This is a genomic window from Paenibacillus sp. FSL L8-0435, from assembly GCF_037965655.1.
Taxonomy (GTDB): domain Bacteria; phylum Bacillota; class Bacilli; order Paenibacillales; family Paenibacillaceae; genus Paenibacillus.
Genome location: NZ_CP150185.1, coordinates 2794509 through 2816293 on the forward strand (window position 1 = coordinate 2794509; position 21785 = coordinate 2816293).

Here is a 21785-nt window from a genome sequence, read left to right on the forward strand (position 1 = left end):
GGGAACTGTCGTTGATAGGTCGCAATCAAGAAACATACGTGCAACGTTTAAGCCACAGCAACGCCATCGTTCAGGATCATCGTGTACACGGAATTTGTACGTTACCCGGGGTCACCCTACTGGATATGATCTATCGTTTGTCGGCTTTATATTTGGAGACACACTCTGTCGAATTGCGGCAGATTTTGTTTACAACGCCCATTGTGACATCAGAGCAATTTGATCGCGAGATTGCTGTGACGTTCTCACCTGTACCTTCAGAGTTGCAATGGAGGGTAACCATTACAAGCAACAAAGTGATGAATGGTACCATCGATCAGGGCAGTGAAGAACAACATATGCAATGTACGATGTTTCTTGTTGATCCTGAGTTTAATCCACCCGTGATCCATATTCAGGATCTGAAAACTCAATCCCGAGATCAGTGGAGCATGGATGAGGTTTATCAATTGGCGAGGCAGGTCAACATCGAGCATGGGCCATTTATGCAAACTTCAGGGGTCGTCTACCAATATGAGAATCAGGAGCTTATGTGTCTGAATCTCAGTGAGCAGGCTTCCGTTTACTCCAATGAATTTTATGCACATGCAGCTTTTTTGGATGGGGCAACTTTTGCGGGCTCCTCATTTCGTTTAAAGGAAAAAGCACAGGGGATGTTTGATGATCAGACTCCCTATATTCCTTTTATGATTGAACGCTTCTGTATTTATGGTCCGTTACCTGACACCATTGGTGTGTACTCGCTCGCTCGACCATTGATAAACGATAATTCTGTCTCATCACCAGATCTGATTTCTACAGATATTAGAGTGGTTGATTCTGCTGGCAAGTCCTTGGTTGAATTTGAGCGTTTAACCGCTAAACGTATTCGTAATCCTCATTTGATACAGCAATGGGCCGAAGTACATCAGAATCCAAATGGGGTAGCAGGCTCAGGTTCAGAGGATTCATCTGTACCAGAGCTGGCCACAAAGGTCAATATACAAGATTCACCTGTCATCATAGATGATACATCCGAACTATCGAATCAGCGAAGAGGTGTTCCAGAAGGGAACACGAAGCAGGTTGCGGACTATTTAAAGGTAGAGATAGGCAAAGTGCTTGGAACATCTGAAGCGAATTTGGACACAGAACTGGGATTTTATCAGATGGGACTGGATTCCTTGCAGCTTATCAACCTTTCAAGGACGCTGGAGAACAAAGTGAAGGAGCAGCTTTACCCCACGCTGTTATTTGAATATTCCAATATTAAGTCTCTTGCTGCATACCTGCACCAACATTGGCCTGAGGCATTTACTGAAAATCAGTACACGGAGAGCAAAGCTTCGGCCAGCAAGGCAAGCATCAAAACTTCAGAACTCAATCATGATCGGGGAAAGAGTGATGATTACTCATCTGTCATGCTCGAACCCTTCTGGGAAGAGGTCACGCTGCATATGCGTAACACCTCAAACACAGTGCGGAGCCACGTTGTTATTCTTTGCGAGCAGGCAATTGGACATGATCAAATGATCAAGGAATGTTTTCCGCAATCAGAGGTTGTCACACTAACCAGTGAACGTACCATGCCACAGTCATTTGAACAAATGTGCGAGCAAAGTATAGTCTGGCTTCAGAATTACATGCAGCAGTTTCCCAAAGCGGAGACCCATATTCAAATAATTGGTCCGTCAGGAACGGGCACTGATTTTTCAGGCGCGATGGGAGCCCTTTTAAGAACAGCTCATGCAGAGAACCCTCATCTACATGGACAGATCATCACGGTGAATGATATTCATAACGTTACAAGAACCCAATGGGCGGACTGGTTGGAGAAAGAGCGAGTAACACATTCCTCGGGAGTCAGTGAAGTGTGTTACACCGGAAAATCTCGTGTGCGGATGGTGAAAAAATACCGTGAGAAGCCGATACCGATGCTGCAGAAAAGCCAGTATGTTGCAAAAGATGGTGTTTATCTGATTACTGGTGGATTGGGTGGATTAGGCTTGATGGTAGGTCGCCATTTGGCTGAGCAAGGGAGGGTTACATTGGCGCTGGTGGGGCGTTCTTCTCTTGGCAAAAAAGAGTCCGATAAGATATCGGAGTTGAAGAGTCTGGGAGCGGATGTTCATTATTTTCAGGCAGATCTAACGCATAGCGAGCAGACGAGTCATGTCATCCAGCAGATTCGGACCAGTCTGGGAGTTATTCGGGGAATCATACATTGTGCAGGAGTTACCCGGGACCAATTCATTTTACAGAAAACAAAAGAGAATATTTCGGAAGTGCTAGGCCCTAAAGTGAGCGGACTTTGGTACCTGGATGAATATACTCGTGATCAACCACTGGACTTTTTTATTTTATTCTCTTCACTATCGGCTGTGCTCGGGAATATGGGACAAGCAGATTATGCTTGTGGTAACGCTTTTATGGATCGGTTTGCAGAGCGGCGTCAGCAACAGGTTGTGGCAGGACAGCGATCAGGCAGAACCCTTTCAATTAATTGGCCTCTATGGGCGAATGGAGGCATGTCGATCGATCCAGTTTACCAGCAGCAGTTGGAAGTCAAAACGGGATTGGCCCCGCTGCCTCAAGACGAAGGAATGCAACTGTTCGATTCGCTTATGATGAATGCATCAACGCAGACTGTTGTGATGTATGGTAAACCTTCGTTTATCCGAAGTTTTGCACAAACTACTATCCATGTGGAGGGCCCTTCTGCAGCAAAAGTTTTAAATCATGAGGTTTCTCGAAAAGAAAAGAGACCATCGGAAATGCATACAGAAGATATAGCCATTATTGGTGTGGCTGGCCGCTATCCGATGGCTCGGAATGTGGATGAATTTGCTGCCAATCTGTTATCAGGTAAGGATTGCATTACAGGTTTTCCCAGAGATCGTTGGGAACAGGGGCGGTTTTCGTATACGCCGGAATCATATTATCAGTTTGGGGGATTCATCGATAAGATTGATGAGTTCGATCCACTATTTTTTAATTTATCTCCCCGTCAGGCGGAGATGATGGACCCCCAGGCAAGACTTTTTCTGGAGACGGCATGGGAAGCCTGTGAAGATGCGGGATTTCGCGTTGAACGCAGTCAGCACCAGGATGCTTCAACAGGTACCCGGAGTGTAGGTGTATTTGCCGGCGTATTCTGGAATCATTATGAGCTGTTTGCATCGGAATTGACAGATCGCGGTGTACCTACATCCTTGGGGATCAGTGCAGCGTCCGTTGCAAACATGGTATCGTATTGCATGAATTTCCATGGTCCTTCTCTTGCGGTAGATACCATGTGTTCCTCCGCACTAACGGCCATTCATCTGGCCTGCGAAAGCATTCGAAATGAGGAATGTGAGTATGCTCTTGCTGGCGGAGTCAACGTCATTACGCATCCACATCGATACATGTTTTTGAAAGAGGCACAGCTATTATCATCCGATGGACGATGCCGCAGTTTCGGAGAGGGCGGAGACGGATATGTGCCGGGTGAGGGAGCAGGAACGGTGTTGCTGACCAGTCTGAGTCATGCCGAAGAGCAAGGTTATTCCATCTATGGTGTTATTAAAGGGTCTGCAATCAATCATGGAGGAAAAACATCAGGCCCAACGGTACCAGACTCAACAGCACAGTCGGAAGTTATTAAACATGCATTCAAACGTTCAGGGGTTGATCCTCGAACGGTCAGTTATTTTGAGACACACGGCACAGGAACGTCCCTCGGAGATCCGATCGAGGTACAGGGACTGAATAAAGCATTGGCGGACTGGTCACTGCCGGAACAGAGTTGTGCAATTGGTTCACTGAAGTCCAATATCGGGCATTTGGAAGCGGCTGCGGGTGTGGCTGCGTTAACCAAGGTACTGTTACAGATGAAACACAATCGGATTTTTCCTTCCTTACATGCGGAACGTCTGAATCCGTACATTCCTTTTCAGAACACTCCTTTTTATGTGGAGAGGGAAGGAAAGGACTGGAGAACTATGAAGGCAGATCGTAACACTCCAGAAACCCATCCTTTGCGAGCGGGTATTAGCTCCTTCGGAGCAAACGGCAGTAACGCCCATTTGATTGTTGAAGAATATGCACCAACAGCAGTAAATTCCAGTTCAGATTTGGAGTCCGAGCTTCCAGTCATTGTTCCGTTATCTGCCAAAAGTCAAACAAGTCTGCTTGATCATGTGCGCGACATGATGAATTATCTCTCCACCAGTAAGGAACATCAAAATTCCGCCGCCACACGGGGAATCAAGCTATCCAATCTGGCATACACGCTGCAGGTGGGCAGAGAGCATATGCGATACAGGGTTGCCTTTGTTGTCAGTTCTCTTGAAGAGCTGAGAAGGAAATGTACAGAGTATGTGCAAAGCAAAGACCAAGGCCAGCGGATTGGATCTTTGAACAGTCGGGCTGGTTATGAGGGAGAAGTCAGGCTTCAAGAAGATGCGATCACAGAACTGTTTCAATCAGATGAAGACATTCGGACAGCAATCGAAATATGGATGAACAAAAGAAAGATGGCTTCAATCGCTGAAGTATGGGCCAAAGGAATAACCATTGATTGGAACAGCATGTACCAGAAGGACAGCAGGCCTACTCGAATCAGTCTCCCTACCTATTCATTTCAAAGAGAACGCTATTGGGTCCCCATGGTCCATGCAAAAAGGGAGAGCGGGACTGCAGGTTTCGGCAAAAAGGTTACAGTTCTGCACTCCATGCTGCACCACAACCGTTCGGATCTGCTGCGGGGCCAGTGGTACAGTAGTCAGTTCAATGGAAATGAGCCTTTCCTAAGCGATCATGTTGTACAGGGGCACAAGCTGCTTCCAGCTGTTGTTCAGCTGGAGATGGCCCGGGCAGCAGCGGCGCATGCAGCGAATTGGCCTCCGCTCACACACAGTCTGCTGCTGCGGCATGTAATGTGGAGCAGGCCGCTCGTTGTTGGAGAGGAGCCTCTGGAGGTTCATCTCGTGCTTGAGGCCGAGGCAGATGGAAGCCTGTCCTATGGAGTTTCGGCAGCGCCAGCAAATGAGTCTGCAATTGAATCTGGAGAAGCGGTGTATAGTCAAGGGCGTGTAAGTGTGGGAAGACCTCTCGTAGAAGCCGTGCAAACCTTGGATTTGCAGGCTGTGCGCAGCCGGTGTACAGAGGGACAGGCCAGTGGAGCAGTTTGTTATGAAGCATTCCGAAAACTGGGTCTGGAGTACGGTCCGTCCCATCAGACCATTGCCGAATTGCAATGGGGGGCAAACGAGGCCTTGGCGCAGTTGCGTCTGCCACAAGCGCTCTTCGAAGGGCAAGCGGATACTGTGCTGCATCCCGGTATGGTGGATGGGGCCTTGCAAGCATCCATCGCCCTGCTGGCCGGAGATCAGATCGCGGAAGTGCTGAGATCCACTACTCAGGAGGGGGCAGTAAGCTTGGAGAGCACGGCCCTTGCGAGCACAACAGAACGACATGGGAACCCGCCCGCCTCCGCTCCGTTGCCTTTTGCACTGGAGGAGGCGGAAGTGATATCCCCTTGCCAGGCGCACATGTGGGCGGTGGTGCGTGTTCGCCCCGAGTCTGCGGCATCTTCCGCTGAGGCTAGCGTCCGTAAACTGGATCTGGAGCTGTGCGATTCAGAGGGACAGGTTTGCATTCGACTGCGGGGCGTGACCTCGCGTGTACCCGAAAGCCGGGAAGGTGTGCTGCTGGTGCAGCCCGAGTGGCAGGAGCTGCCGAAGCGCTCCCTACCGGCTGAAGCTGTGGGGGTTGAACCCGCGGTGCTGCTGTGTGATTGGGCCCCGCAAGACTTCGCGGCTGCGGATGTGTCCTGGAAGCAGATGGTGTTAACGGGGTCGTTGGAGGCGCGATACGGACAGGCTGTTCAGGCCATTCTGCACCATGTGCAGCAGCAGCTTGCGATGCAGCGAAGCCACCGGATGGCTGTGCAGGTCGTCGTGGCGGGAGATGAACAAGGAAGACGGTTCGCCGGCCTGAGCGGGCTGCTGCGGACGGTGCGACTGGAGCATCCGGGCTGTCTGGCACAGCTTGTCGAAGTCCAGCCAGAGACATCGGCCGCCATATTGACCGAGCAGTTGCACCAGTGTGCGCTCCATGCGGAGGAGAGCCATCTGCGTTGGGAAGCGGGTGAGCTGAAGCGAGCGGGCTGGCAGGTGGTCGACGTGGACATGGATACAAATGTGGATATGGATGAGATGACGAATGGGAATGCAGAGACAGAGGTGAAGACAAAGCGGAAGAGCGGCTTCCCACTGTTGTCCCCTTGGAGAGACGGAGGCGTGTACGTCATTACAGGCGGAGCCGGTGGCCTGGGACGGATCTGGGCCCGGGAGATTTCAGCCCAAACGGAAGGCAGTACGCTTATATTGACTGGCCGATCCCCGGCGATGCCAGAGGCGGTACAGCGAGAGATGGCGCAGCTCCCTGCCCAGGTGCTTTATGAAGCAGTGGACGTCACCGATCGGGAGGCGGTCCACGGACTGTTCGGGCGTATCCGTCAGCAGTATGGCCAGGTGAACGGGGTGCTGCATTGTGCCGGAGAAATCCGGGACAGTCTGATGCGATACAAAACGGAATCCGACTGGCAGGCCGTGCTGGCTCCGAAAGTAGTCGGCATACGGAATCTGGAAGAAGCGATCGGGACCGAAGCGCTGGATGTGCTGTTGCTGTTCTCCTCGGGTGCAGCGGTGACGGGGAATGCAGGGCAGGGTGATTATGCCGCCGCCAATGGGTATATGGATGCGTATGCGGTGAGCCGAAATGCGCGGATGAAACGCGGGGAGTGTCAAGGGAGAACCTTATCCATCAACTGGCCGTTGTGGGAAGAAGGCGGAATGCAGCTGGAGGAAGAGGGGAAGCAGCGTCTGTGGAAACAGCATGGACTGAGACCGCTGGGAACCGCGTCGGGAGTAAAGGCGTTGTATCAGGCCTGGGCGAGTGGAGGCAGCCAGGTATTGGTGGCGGAAGGCAAGCTGTCGGTGCTGCGAAGAAGCCTGCTGGAGCCGGTAGATTCGGGGTTAACTGAATCGATCGAGCCAGCAAACGCAGACGCAGATAGGCAAGCGCCTTCGCCGGAATCGTTATCCATCAAGCTTGGAGCCCCTCTGGCGGGAGGCATGACCCAACAGGAAGCTGTATCTGTGCTCACGTTGGAAGTGGCCGCTTTGTTGAACGTAGGGGAGCAGGACGTGGACCCGGACATGGACTGGAGCGAATATGGTTTGGACCCGGTGCAATGGAGTGAACTTTCCCGCAGACTGCTAACTCGGCATGGATGGGATATTTCTGCAGAGACACTGTTGGAACAAATGAGCCTCCACGCAACCGCTGAGCAGTTCGTGGGTCAATTAAACCTTTCCAAGAGTTCAACAGCAGATATATCTGTGAGTATCGAGGATACGGAAGAGGTTGCTGGACTTGAAGGCAATCTTGAGGATCAAACCATCCTTTGGTTAATTAAAACATTGGCTCCCGTGATTGGCTTGCCAGAATCAAGGATTGAGCCAGATGTCCCGCTGGAGCAGTATGGTATCGATTCGCTGCTCATTATGAAGATGACGGACGTATTGGAGAATGAATTGGGGTCTCTGTCCAAAACGCTGTTCTTTGAATATCAGACCCTGAGGGAACTAAGTCATTACTTTATGAACATTCATCAGGTTCGTTTGGATAAGCTGCTTCAGCAACGAGGGATGAAACCAGCCGGAATGACACAGAAGAATGTGCTAGCGATTTTACAGAATGTGTCGGACTCCCAAACACACGCACCAACACACGCCGTGATGTCGAAACGAACGCTGCTGACAGGAACCCCATTCGAACCCGAAGCCGAACCTATTTTGAAAAAAACGGACCCGGACCTTGCCATTCATATGGACTCACCTTCTGGTGGTGAAAAGGGCAAGAATAATCAGCATCAGGATATTGCCATTATCGGAATGGCGGGCAGATATCCTGGTGCCCGTAATATCGGTGAATTCTGGCATAACCTGCGTAGTGGTATGGACAGTATTACCGAGATTCCATCTGAACGTTGGGATCACGGGCAGGTGTATAACCCAGAGCCAGGAATTCCAGGCAAAACTTATGGCCGTTGGGGTGGTTTTTTGGATGGTGTGGATGAGTTTGATCCGTTGTTTTTCAAGGTATCTCCTCGTGAAGCCGAAACAATGGACCCTCAAGAACGACTTTTTTTGCAGTGTGTATATGAAACACTGGAAGATTCGGGATACACAAGACAAAGCTTGAGCACGGAGAAAGTGGGCGTCTATGTAGGTGTGATGTATGAGGAGTATCAGCTCTATGGGTCCCAGAATTCCATGGCATTCAACGGTAATCCTTCTTCCATTGCCAATCGGGTTTCGTATTTCTGTAATTTTCGCGGACCAAGCATGGCCGTGGATACAATGTGTTCGTCGTCATTAACATCCATTCATTTGGCCTGTCAAAGCCTGAGACAGAACGAGTGCCAGGTAGCTGTAGCTGGCGGTGTGAATGTGTCGGTTCATCCCAACAAATATATTCTTTTGTCTCAAGGGAATTTTCTGTCCAGCAAAGGACGGTGTGAGAGCTTTGGCCAAGGTGGGGACGGCTATGTTCCGGGTGAAGGTGTCGGCGCGGTTCTGTTGAAACCGTTGGCGAGAGCCATAGCGGATGGGGACCGGATTTACGGTGTGATCAAAGGATCGGCGCTGAATCACGGGGGGAAAACCAATGGATACACCGTGCCAAATCCCAACGCACAGGCTGAGGTTATCCGTGACGCCCTGCTTGAAGCAGGTATCGATCCGCGAACGATCAGTTACGTGGAGGCGCATGGAACAGGAACCTCGCTCGGGGACCCTATTGAAGTGGCCGGTTTAACAAAAGCATTTCAGCGGACGGTCCAATCCAACTTCAAGTGTGCCATCGGTTCAGCCAAATCCAACATTGGTCACTGCGAGAGCGCAGCAGGCATTGCTGCGGTAACCAAAGTGTTGCTGCAGCTGCAGCATGGGGAACTCGCGCCATCCTTGCACGCGGAAGAGACCAATCCAAACATTGATTTTACCCAGAGTCCATTTGTGGTTCAGAAGTTGCTCGAACCATGGAAGCGTCCGGAAATAGATGGAGTGCAGATCCCAAGACGTGCAGGCGTATCTTCATTTGGAGCTGGGGGTGCCAATGCACATATCATCATTGAAGAGTATACCCAGACAGGTATGTACTCGGAACAGATAACAGTTGGCAAAGATCACCCTAAATCTCCTGTTATCGTTGTGTTGTCCGCAAGAAATCAGGAACGACTCTTGGCAAAGGCCAAAGACTTACTTGAAGCGTTATACACCGGAATATATGTGGATTCGGATATGAGGAACCTGTCCTATACTTTGCAAGTTGGACGTGAATCGATGGAAGAGCGTCTGGGCTTGCTGGCGGTGTCCATAGAGGAACTCATTGCGAAACTAAAAGAGTATGTTGAACAGGCAAACAATCTGGAAACACAAGCTTCGCAAATGGTTTTTTATACCGGTCATGTGAAAAAGGGTAAAGAGATGCTTTCCATCCTTAGTCGGGATGAGGATATGGAAGAAATGGTGAACCGGTGGATTCAGAAGGGCCAGCATGAGAAATTACTGGATTTATGGGTGCAGGGTCTGAACCTGGACTGGAATACATTATATGTTGCTGAGGGTAAACCCCAACGGATCGCCCTACCGACCTATCCATTTGCAAGAGAAAGATACTGGATCCCGCAGCAATCTCAGGGCAACACGATAAGTGAATCAAAAGTTAAGCAGGAGGAACCTCCTCTTGCAACCCCATCGGAGCCATCGGACCATAATCTTATGCTGACCCCAATATGGGAAGTAGTCGAAAAGACTGAAAAGTCCGAATTCAATCCTGGATATAAACGATGGCTGGTCATTGGAGGTACAACGGAGCAATGGGAGATGGTTCATCAGATCCATGCAAAATCAATCCGTATGGATGCGGAAACTGCTGTAGATCCCGTCAGTCTGATGAATGCCTTGAAAAAGGTCGATACGATTGATCATATCATTTGGTTATCCAATCATATGTCTCTCCCTCCAACGTCACTGAATCATATGATATTGGCACAGAATATGGGCGTGAAAAATGTGTTTCGAATCATTAAAGCCATGATTCAATTGGGATATGGTCATCGTCCGTTGGAATGGTCATTCTTAACCTGTCAGACACAATCCGTATGGTCTAGCGACCGGGTTAATCCTGCGGATGCCGGAGTTCATGGTCTTGCCAGCTCAATGGCGCAGGAGTTTCCACAATGGTCTGTGCGTCTTGTGGATTTGCAAGCTGGTAACATCAATGAACGTTCCATTCGTGGAGCGCTCTCACTGGAACCGAAAAGTAAAGGGGATCTCCAGGTCCATCGAAACAACCGCTGGTACAGTCAGGAACTTGTTCGCCTGGAGAGCAATGCCCCTCAGGACAACAACAATTATCGTTATGGTGGAATATATGTTGTCATTGGCGGGGCAGGCGGGATCGGAGAAGTATGGAGTGAATATATGATTCGGACCTATCAGGCGAGAGTGATATGGATCGGGAGAAGTGAATACAACGACGAGATACGGAATAAACAGAATCGTTTGTCAGCTCTGGGGGCTGCTCCCGAATATATTTCGGCCAATGCAGCCAGTGAAGAGGAATTAATGAGTGCGTATGAAACGATCAAAAGCCGGTTCAAGACCATAAATGGTATTGTGCATTCAGCAATTGTTTTGCAAGATGGCAGTCTGGAGCAGATGACAGAGGAACAGTTTCAACATGTATTTGTCGCCAAACTGGATGTAAGTGTTGTGATGGCAAACATATTTGCGAAAGAAAATCTGGACTTTGTCCTGTTTTTCTCATCTATGAACTCTTTTACCAGACAACCAGGCCAGAGCAATTACTCGGCGGGCTGTATGTTTAAAGATTCGTTTGCGCATTGGTTGCGACAATCCTGGACATGTCCGGTCAAAATTATGAACTGGGGTTTCTGGGGGAGTGTAGGCCGTGTGGCTTCATTGGAATACAGGGAACGCATGAACCGGATGGGTGTGAGTTCAATTGAGGCGCCAGAAGCGATGGAAGCCTTGGAGATGCTCATGAGCATAGATCTTACACAGGCTGCCTTGTTAAAAACAAAAACAAATTTGATTCCTGGAATCAATATGCAAAAATCTGTACAAGTCTATATGTCGGATCAGCCTCTAAAGGCAAGCAGGCCAGTGACTCGTGACCTCGTGCATACCTCTCACCCAGACAAGAATACAAGCCATTTGCTCCAAGAGATGGAGCCTTTGCTTGCAAAACTGATGTGGGTGCAGCTGCAAGCCTCCGGTTGGTTTGAATCCGATGTTAGCTCTGGTACTCTGGCTGAATTAACACAGAATTTGTCGGACACCTATGCGCATTGGATCAGAGGAAGTTTGACCGCGCTAGTCCGTTACGGCTATCTGATGAAAACCGATTTTGGTTACAGGGTATGCAATTACGACGAGCCGAAAGCCGAAACGGCTTGGCAGGAATGGGAGCATAACAAACCCGGATGGATCAAACACCACGGCGCGGAATCACAAATCAGATTGGTTGAAACGATGCTGAAGGCGCTGCCAGATATTATCGGCGGAAAATGCCTAGCAACCGAGATTATGTTTCCTGATTCCTCTATGGAATTGGTCGGGGGGATATACACGTGAAAATAAACCGTTATAACGAAGTGCTTGCTGAAACAGCACTACATTATGTGCAGCATAAAATCCAGTTGGACAGCTCTGCTCTCCGCATGATGGAGATTGGGGCGGGAACCGGAGGAACAAGCGCAGCCGTTTTGCACAGACTGAAACCGGTGGAACAACATATTCAAGAGTATGCATATACGGATGTATCCCAAGCATTCCTTTTGCATGGTGAACAGAAGTATGGAGCAGGCAGGTCATTCCTGAATTATCGTATGTTTGATGTTCGTTATGCTCCGTCTGCCCAACAGATAGACACCGGTGCCTATGATGTGGTCATCGCAGCCAATGTGCTGCACGCAACTCCCGATTTGCGGACAACACTGCGTAATGTGAAGGCTCTGCTAAAACAAGGCGGAATGCTGTTAATTAACGAGATTAGCAGCAATTCCCTTTTTACTCACCTTACCTTTGGTTTGTTGGATGGATGGTGGCTGTATGAGGACCCCGAGCTTCGTCTAACCGATTCTCCCGGAGTAGCACCTCATGTATGGGAACAGCTGTTACTGGAAGCGGGTTTTCATTCTATCGAATTTCCTGCACAAGATTGGCACGAGGAAGGGCAGCAGGTCATTGTGGCATACAGTGACGGCATAGTAAGGCAGATCGACGCGGAAGTTACTCCAGTTGGATCATCCAATCAGGCACGGTCTGAATTACAGTCCAATGATTCGTTCTCTCCAGGAAGCCGTCCTGAACTGCAAGAAAAGAAGCCGAGCAAGTCATCTCTTGGTTTGGAGAGCACTTCAGCAACCACATTGAAAGCACATGTAAGAGAGATCGTTACAGATATGCTGTCTGCTTCGCTTAAAGTGAACACCACCATGATTGATTCAGAGGAACCCTTCTCCGAATATGGTGTGGACTCCATTACAGGCGTACGGCTTATTCAGTCGATCAACGAGGCGTTATCCATATCTTTGCAGGTCTCCAGCCTGTTTGATTATAGCTCCATTGAGTTGTTATCCAACCATATCGTTGAAAAGTATAGGGACGGCCTTGTGCAAACCATCGAAAAGACTTCCAAATCTGTAGATCCGGTGGAGTTGAGCTCTGAAGCTGCTGCCCCGCATGCATACAAAACAGAAGGTTCATCCGAACACAATCATGACCAGCATTTTGTGTTCCCAGAGTCTTATAGTCCTTTAAAGGTGGAGCGGGGAGATATCGCTATTGTTGGGATGAGCGGGCGATTTCCGCAGTCAGATGATATTCATTCCTTATGGGGGAATTTAGTCATAGGAAAGGATCTGGTCGAGAGAGTTACGCGTTGGGATCTATCATCTTATTTTGAAAAGGATACTTCCTATTGCAGCCATGGTGGATTTTTGGAAAACATAGATGAATTTGATCCTCAATTTTTTAACATTTCAGGTACGGAAGCTGCTCATATGGACCCGCATCAGCGAATTTTTCTTGAGGAATGTTGGAAGGCGCTGGAGGATGCTGGATATGCAGGGCAGGCAGTTGCCGGGCTGAAGTGTGGTGTATACGCGGGATTTAATGAGCTTGATTACCGGACACTGCTTGGACCGAATCCTGTTCCGCAGGCATTCTGGGGCAACTCGGGTTCAGTCATTCCTGCTCGAATTGCATATTATCTGAATTTGCAGGGCCCTGCTATTGCAGTGGATACGGCATGTTCAAGCTCACTCGTATCAGTTCATCTGGCTTGTCAGGGATTATGGTCTGGAGAGACGGAAATGGCGCTTGCCGGAGGAGTCTTTATACAGTCCACCCCAGGTTTTTTCATTGCATCCAACCGGGCCGGCATGCTCTCAACGACAGGAAAATGTCATACTTTCGACCAGCGGGCAGACGGATTTGTGCCTGGAGAAGGTGCAGGAGTTGTAGTGCTGAAGCGTTTAAGTGACGCTTTGCGTGACAGGGACAACATCCATGGGGTTATTCGCGGTACAGCCATTAACCAGGATGGAGCCTCAAACGGGCTCACCGCGCCGAGTGCGAAGTCTCAGGAGCAACTCATGAGTGAGGTCTACAATCGTTTTGACATCCATCCTGGAAATATCCAACTGGTTGAAGCCCATGGAACGGGAACTAAATTGGGAGATCCCATTGAATACAGTGCGCTTGTGAAAGCGTTCCGGTCATACACCGAGGAGGAAAATTACTGTGCTCTTGGTTCAATCAAAACGAATATTGGACATGCTGCGGCCGCTGCCGGTGTGGCTGGACTGATCAAAATTTTACTTTCCTTAAAACATGCAAAAATTCCAGCTTCCCTTCATTTTCAGGAAGGCAACGAACACATTCCGTTTGCAAGCAGTCCTTTTTACATCAATACAGAGACAATCGATTGGATCACACCGCCAGGTGTTAAAAGGATGGCCGCAATCAGCGCTTTTGGCTTCAGTGGAACGAATGCGCATATGGTCATTGAACAAGCACCTGTTATGGGAAGTCAGAAGGTCAATCGTCCCGGGAACCTGATTGTTTTATCGGCTCAGTCACAGGAACAATTGGAAGTTCAAGTCAAGCAACTGGTTAGCTTCTGCAAAGAACAATCCGATGTGAGCTGCTGGGATATGAGTTATACATTGCTCATGGGACGAAAACATCTGAACTCCCGATTGAGCTGTGTTGTCCGTAATGAGCAAGAGTTGATCAGAATATTGGAGAAGTGGCTTGAAAAGGGAGCCGCAGCAGAAGTTCAGGTGGTGGAACTGTCACATACACTTCGCCCGCAGTCTTCATTAATGCGTTATGGAAATGAATGTTTGCAGCATTGTTCGGAATCACCGAATTCGGCTGAATTTACGGAAAAATTAGCAGCAGCAGCAAGCTTATATATGCAGGGATATCATCTTGATTTTGAATTGTTGTTTAAGCATGCGCCCGCAGGACGAATCTCACTGCCCGTGTATCCGTTTGCCAAGGATAAGTACTGGATTGATGCTGGTCACCCACCAACAAATGATCATACGATCCAACAACATGCTAACCAGAGCATAGAGGACTCAAACCAGTTGCTTCATCCTTTGCTGCATCGTAATACTTCGAATTGGGCTGCCCTCCAATTCAGTTCCACCTTTGATGGCGAAGAGCTTTTCCTGAAGGATCATATTGTGCAAGGGGAAAGTGTATTTCCGGGTGCAGCCTATCTGGAGATGGCTCGTGCTGCAGTGGAAATGGCTCATACGCATGATGATCTAGAACAGACATGGATAAGTCTGAGCCATATCGGCTGGTATGGACCACTACAGGTGAACAAAGAGCCTGTTCAGGTTGACGTCTTGCTTCATCCGCTTGAACGGGGAGCAATCGAGTTTCGGATACAGAGCCAAGGTGCGGAAGAGACTGTTGTTCACTGTCTTGGGCAAGCGGCAATGATGGAGCCGCAGGAAGTTGGACAGACAGATCTGACACAGATCAGAGCCCAATGCACCGAAGGGTTTTATACAAGAGAAGGTTGTTACAACCAGTTTAAACAAATGGATCTGCAATACGGGGATTATTATCAGGGAATTGAAGAGTTGTACATCGGGACCAATCAGGCGCTTGCCAAACTGAGCCTTGCAGGAGAGTTTTCCCATGAATATGGCGGAGGTCAGCTTCACCCTGGTCTTACAGATAGTGTCCTACAGGCATCCATTGGACTTCTGTTGGTGGCAGCAGGAGGTCCACCTGTTACAACACCGGTTCCGTTTGCCATGGAGCAAGTGGAGATACGGGGAAACAGTGCATCATTAATGTGGTCGCATGTTCGCGTCTGTACTCCGAATGACGCTCTAGTTGAAACGAAAAAGGTTGATATTGATGGATATGACGATAAGGAACAGCTTGTCCTTCGAATCAAGGGGCTGACGTTCCGCGAGCTTTCTAGACAGGTAGAGCAGCATGGGGATGAAGGGACTTTGCTGGCTGAACCCTATTGGAGAGTGGCACCTGTTGACACATTTGCCGGAGGTGTTTCCGGGAATGAGACCTTAACCGTGGACAATCATGTGGTGCTTTTATTCGAAGATAGCAATCACAGTTATCCAGGAATCGAGAAATATTTACAGCGATTTTCCATTCAAAGTGTACGTATTCCGTCAACGGATTTCAACCAGTCTTGGGACAAATTATTTACCAACGGCGCTTTGCAGGTGCTTGAAGAGATCCGGCTTCTTCTGATGCAGGCAGTGCCCCATGTTAACGATGAAAAATGGCTGCAAATTGTCATTCCTGGCGAGTTGTCGTTGTATCGCGGAATTGCCGCTATGTTAAGAACGGCCGAACTGGAGAATCCATTCTTTCATGGTCAGGTTATTGAGATTTTGAATGAAACGGAATCGGAGATGCTGGCAAACATGCTCGTAGATAATCGGGACTACCCAGAGCATGGTTTAATCCGTTATAAGAGTACACCAGGGCAATCAGGTGTTGGGCTTCGTCATGTTCAGGACTGGAAAATGATTGAACATGATCCATTTGAAAGTGCATTCGACATCCCATGGAAACCCGAAGGGGTCTACGTTATTACCGGGGGAGCAGGTGCTCTCGGGATTATCATGGCTGAAGAAATAGCGCTTCATGCACCCTCCTGCACCATTGTTGCTGTAGGGAGAGCATCCTTGTCTACCATTCGGAAGCCATTGGATGCTTTACGTGAGAAAGGAATAAACCTTCTTTACAGACAAGGGGATATTTCGGATCGACAGACCGTGCAAGAATTAGTGAGTTCATTCAAGATGGAGTTTGGTAAGTTGAACGGGATCATTCATTGTGCAGGAATTATACAGGATGACCCCATTTTTGCTAAAAGAGAGGACGATTTTCGCAACGTTTTTGCACCGAAGGTGTCCGGTATTGTTCATTTGGACGAAGCCACTCGGGAGGAGAAACTGGATCTGTTCATCGTTTGTTCGGCTGTTGCCGCGATGTTTGGCAACCCTGGACAAGCCGACTATGCGGCAGCCAACGCTTTTATGGATTCTTTTGCATCTGAACGGCACCAGCGAGTGCAGAAGGGTGAGCGGTACGGGCGGACCTTGTCCATAAACTGGCCGCTGTGGACTGAAGGGGGTATGACGATACCTGAAACCGTTCAGCAAAGGATGTTCCATCGTTACGGTTTGGCGGGAATGGAAACGTCAAGCGGCATACAGGCCTTCTATCGGGCTTTGGCAACAGAAGCTGGACAGATTGCTGTTTTGTCGGGTGATATGACCCGGATCAGGAGGCTTCTACATTCCAAAAACCAACAGGGATTCCTGGCTTACAATGGTGAGAGCGAAAGACTGGAAACGATGAAAGAAATAAATTCTCCTGTGGGGGAATCAAACCGATCACAGGCAGCTGACAAACCCAAACGAACGGTTCAATTTTTGATCCAAACTCTTGCCGAAGTTATTGGACTGCCCGAGTCTCGCGTTCGAGCGAATGCACCTCTGGAGCAGTATGGAATCGATTCAATCCTGATCATGCAGATGACAAACAAACTGGAAAGTTTATTTGGACCACTGCCCAAAACATTATTTTTTGAATACCAGACGATCGGGGATTTGAGCAGTTACTTTCTACAGGAGCAAGGCGAAAAACTGGACAGGTTGCTAAGGGAGGGAGATCCCGACACAACTTCAGATGCAGCATCCATACCTTTGGAAGCCAAGCATGTCAAAGTACAGCAGACCTTAGTGCAATCTGTCTTATCCATCCCTGGAGAGACCAGATCGCCCTATCTAACTTTTGGACAGACTCAAACGAATGCACCACGGATGAATGAATCACAGACTAATGTCTCCAGACAGGACACACCTGTCGATACGCAGCAGGATATCGCCATTATTGGTGTGGCGGGAAGGTACCCGGGAGCACGGAACATCCATGAGTTTTGGGAGAATCTGCGCAGTGGAACGGACAGCATTACCGAGATTCCATCTGAACGCTGGGATCAGGAGCAGGTATATGATTCAGAGCCGGGCACACCGGGCAAGACCTATGGACGCTGGGGCGGATTTCTGGACGGTGTGGACGAATTCGATCCGTTGTTCTTCCAGATTTCTCCTCGGGAAGCTGAGATGATGGATCCGCAGGAACGATTGTTCATGCAGTGTGTGTACGAGACGATTGAGGATGCGGGGTATACGCGGGAGCGTTTGGCTACCGACATCGTGGGTGTGTACGTGGGCGTGATGTACGAAGAATACCAACTGTACGGGGCCGAGTCCTCAATTGCGCTCTCCGGTAATCCGGCGTCCATCGCCAACCGAGTGTCGTATTTCTGTGATTTCCGCGGACCGAGTCTGGCGGTGGATACGATGTGTTCATCTTCGCTGACTTCCATTCATCTGGCGTGCCAGAGTTTAAGACAGAATGAGTGTCAGGTTGCGGTCGCAGGCGGGGTGAATGTGTCGGTCCACCCGAACAAATATATCATGTTGTCTCAAGGACGATTCCTGTCCAGCAAAGGTCGCTGTGAGAGCTTTGGTGAAGGGGGCGACGGGTATGTGCCGGGGGAAGGCGTGGGCGCGGTCCTGTTAAAACCGCTTGCACGAGCCGTTGCAGACGGGGACCGGATTTACGGCGTGATCAAAGGGTCGGCCTTGAATCACGGTGGAAAAACAAACGGATATACCGTGCCGAATCCCAACGCCCAGGCGGACGTCATCGGCCGGGCCTTGCGTGAGGCGGGCGTTGACCCGCGGACGATCAGTTATGTGGAAGCCCATGGCACGGGTACGTCGCTCGGTGATCCCATCGAGATTGCGGGGCTGAGTAAAGCTTTTCAGCAAGATCCGTCGGAAGAGGCCTACTGTGCGATTGGTTCAGCGAAATCCAATATAGGACATGCAGAGAGCGCAGCAGGCATCGCGGGAGTCACCAAGGTGCTGCTGCAATTACAGCATGGAGAGCTGGCGCCGTCCCTGCATGTGCAGCAGACCAACCCGCATATTGACTTTAGCCAAACCCCATTCACGGTCCAGCGGGAGTTAGACGTTTGGGAACGTCCGAGAGTGGGCGGTCAGATTGTGCCGCGACGGGCGGGGATTTCCTCGTTTGGTGCAGGTGGAGCGAATGCTCATCTCATTTTGGAGGAATACCGGGAACCCGACCTGACGCGTGAAAAGATGAATGAGCAAAACGAGCAAAATGAAGTGCCAGGGATGATCGTGCTGTCAGCGAAGAACGAGGAACGGCTGGTCGTGCAGGCCCGTCAGTTGCGAGATGCACTCCGTACCGGGCAGAGCAGCTGGAAAGTGAGGGAGATCGCCTATACACTGCAAACCGGACGTGAAGCAATGGAGGCACGGCTGGGTGTGCTGGCGCAAACGATGGAGGAGCTGCTTGCCAAGCTGGACAGCTATGTGGAACAGGTGGGTCAGAGGGAACCAGCAGGCAAAGGAAGCTTGTACTATCAGGGGCATGTGAAGCAAGGGCAGGAGCATCCGGGTTGGTTAACCGATGAAGAAGACATGAAAGAGAATGTGAAACGCTGGCTGTCCCAGGGTCGTTATGAGCATGTACTGGACGCGTGGACACGAGGGGCAGTGATTCAGTGGATGGAGCTATACGGGGACAACAGACAGCAGCACCCGCGCCCAGTCAGTCTGCCGGCGTATCCGTTTGCAGCTGAACGTTACTGGGTACCTGAACCCCTTGTCTCAAGAGAACAGAGGAGCAAAGTAATACAACATACAAGCGTACCTATTTTACATCCGCTCGTACATTGCAATACATCCAGCTTTGGTTTGCAACGATATGCCAGTACGTTTACGGGCGAGGAAACGATTTTGGCCCATCATCAGGTCCATGGAGAGAAATGGCTTCCGGGTACAGCCTATCTGGAAATGGCCAGAGCGGCGGTTCAGCAAGCTGTTGGACTTTTCGATGATTCGTTGCAGGTACGGTGTATTCAGAAAGTCACATGGATGACACCTCTACAGGTGGATCAGCCGGTTGATGTTCTCATCGAACTTAAACAGCAGAATGATGGAATCGTAGGTTTTGAGATCTATAGCTTCACTCATGGATCTGAGCAACTCAAACGAACACATTGCAAGGGTTCCGTTCTGCTGGGGGGAATACAGGCATCCGTTCAACCAAACGGAAACAAACCTTGGCTGGTTGAGAAGGCAGAACGTGTCCTAGCAGGTAAGGAGTGTTATTCCTTGTTTGACGGATTGGGTCTATCCTACGGGTCCGCCTTTCAGGGACTTACACAGCTGTTCATCCAGGATCATCAGGTTTGGGCACAGTTGCGGTTGTCTCCGGCAGTCGGACATACAGAGCAATATGTAATGAATCCATATTTGCTTGATGCGGCGTTCCAGGCCTCCATGGGTCTTTTGCTGAAGCAACATGTGGAGGGGGGCCGAAGTCCTGATTCAGTGCCACTGCCGTTTACACTAGATCAGTTGGAACTCCTGTATCCTTGCACAGAAGAGATGTGGGTGCGTGTCCAACAGATGGATCACTCTTCTGGGGCACAGGGGCTGATCAAGTTTCAGATTGAGATGTATAGTCCGGACGGAAAGTTATGCATTCGGATGACAGAATTGGCATGTAAAGCTCCCACAGCGGATAAGCTTCTTTTATTTCAAAATCCGTTGACGACCGGGGGGATACCTCCTGTTGGACATGTTCTGATGACACCCATATGGAGTGTATTTACGCCGGAGGAGATAGCGCTTCCGCTATCCGTTGGTAACAAGGTGCTCATCATTAGTGACAACGATACAAGTCATAAGCAAGCTCTGAAACTATATCCGGGCGCAATGCATATGTTGCCCCATAACAGCGTACTTGGTTGGAAGGACAGCCTGTCGGAGTTTGCCATTCTGGATCACATTATATGGCACGCTCCTTCCCCCGGTAATGTTTGCATGGCAGATGATTCGATTGTTGAGGGACAGGAGCAGGGGGTTCTTCAGCTGTTCAGAATGATCAAGAGTCTACTAGAGCTTGGATACGGTAATCGAAGCTTGAGATTGACCCTCATTACGACAAATGCGATCCCATCCTCTCCAATGGATGAAATTAATCCTACCCATGCAAGCATTCATGGTTTTGCGGGCTCTTTGGCCAAAGAATACTCCCGGTGGAGCATAAAACTGCTCGATCTGGAGCATGAGGTTGAATGGGCGGAGACCCAAATGCAAGAACTACCTTGGAATGGGCAAGGAAACGCCTATCTGTATAGGGATAACGAGTGGTTACGCCAGGAGTTGATCCCGGTAAATGTGCACAATGAACATGCAATTAAGGATGCTTATCGCCAAGAGGGAGTATATGTGGTCATTGGTGGGGCAGGTGGCATTGGACAGGTGTGGAGCGAATACATGATCCGGCAGTACAATGCACGTATTATCTGGATCGGGCGCAGGGAACCTGATTCAAGCATTCAACGTTGTATAGAACGTTTGGAGTCCCTGGGCAGTGCTCCCGAGTACATTGTGGCAGATGCGACAAATGCAGATTCCCTCCAGAAGGCCTATGAACAGATCAAGCGAAGACATCCCCTTATTCATGGTGTAATTCATTCTGCGATTGTATTGCAGGATCAGAGTATCGCCAATATGGAGGAGGATCGTTTTCAAGCTGTCTTATCTGCAAAAGTCGCTGTAAGTGCACGCATGGCTCAGGTATTTGGACAGGATGACCTCGATTTCATGCTGTTTTTCTCATCCTTTAATTCGTTTACCAGGTCTCCTGGGCAAAGCAATTATGCGGCTGGCTGCACCTTCAAGGATGCGTTTGCTCATCAGCTTGCAATGGAGCGTTCCTATGATGTCAAAGTCATCAATTGGGGTTATTGGGGAAGTGTGGGAAGTGTAGCCTCGGAAGAATACAACACCCTTATGAGCAATGCCGGTATCGGTTCTATTGAAGTAGCTGAAGCGATGAAAGCACTGGAAATCCTTTTGACAGGATCACTGGATCAACTGGGGCTTGTCAGAACGACCAGACCTCTTTTTATGCAAGAGCTGAACTTGAACAAAGTTGCATCCCTGAATGGTTAACAGAACGATGTGTTGACAGGGTGCATGAACCGTTTTGCACGGTACGGGAGAGCAGCAGAACATAAATGTTTCCAATGAATGGGCATCT

The 21785-nt window shown here is 49.5% G+C and carries 2 protein-coding genes; both read left to right on the forward strand.

What is annotated here, in order from left to right:
• Positions 1-11: 11 nt before the first annotated feature.
• Positions 12-11693, forward strand: coding sequence for an SDR family NAD(P)-dependent oxidoreductase (locus tag NST33_RS12735; protein WP_339308077.1), 11682 nt, complete (start codon positions 12-14; stop codon positions 11691-11693).
• Positions 11690-21697, forward strand: a complete 10008-nt coding sequence (locus tag NST33_RS12740) for an SDR family NAD(P)-dependent oxidoreductase (protein ID WP_339308079.1) — start codon at positions 11690-11692, stop codon at positions 21695-21697. The genes NST33_RS12735 and NST33_RS12740 overlap by 4 nt, the downstream gene beginning before the upstream one ends.
• The last annotated feature ends 88 nt before the right edge of the window (positions 21698-21785 follow it).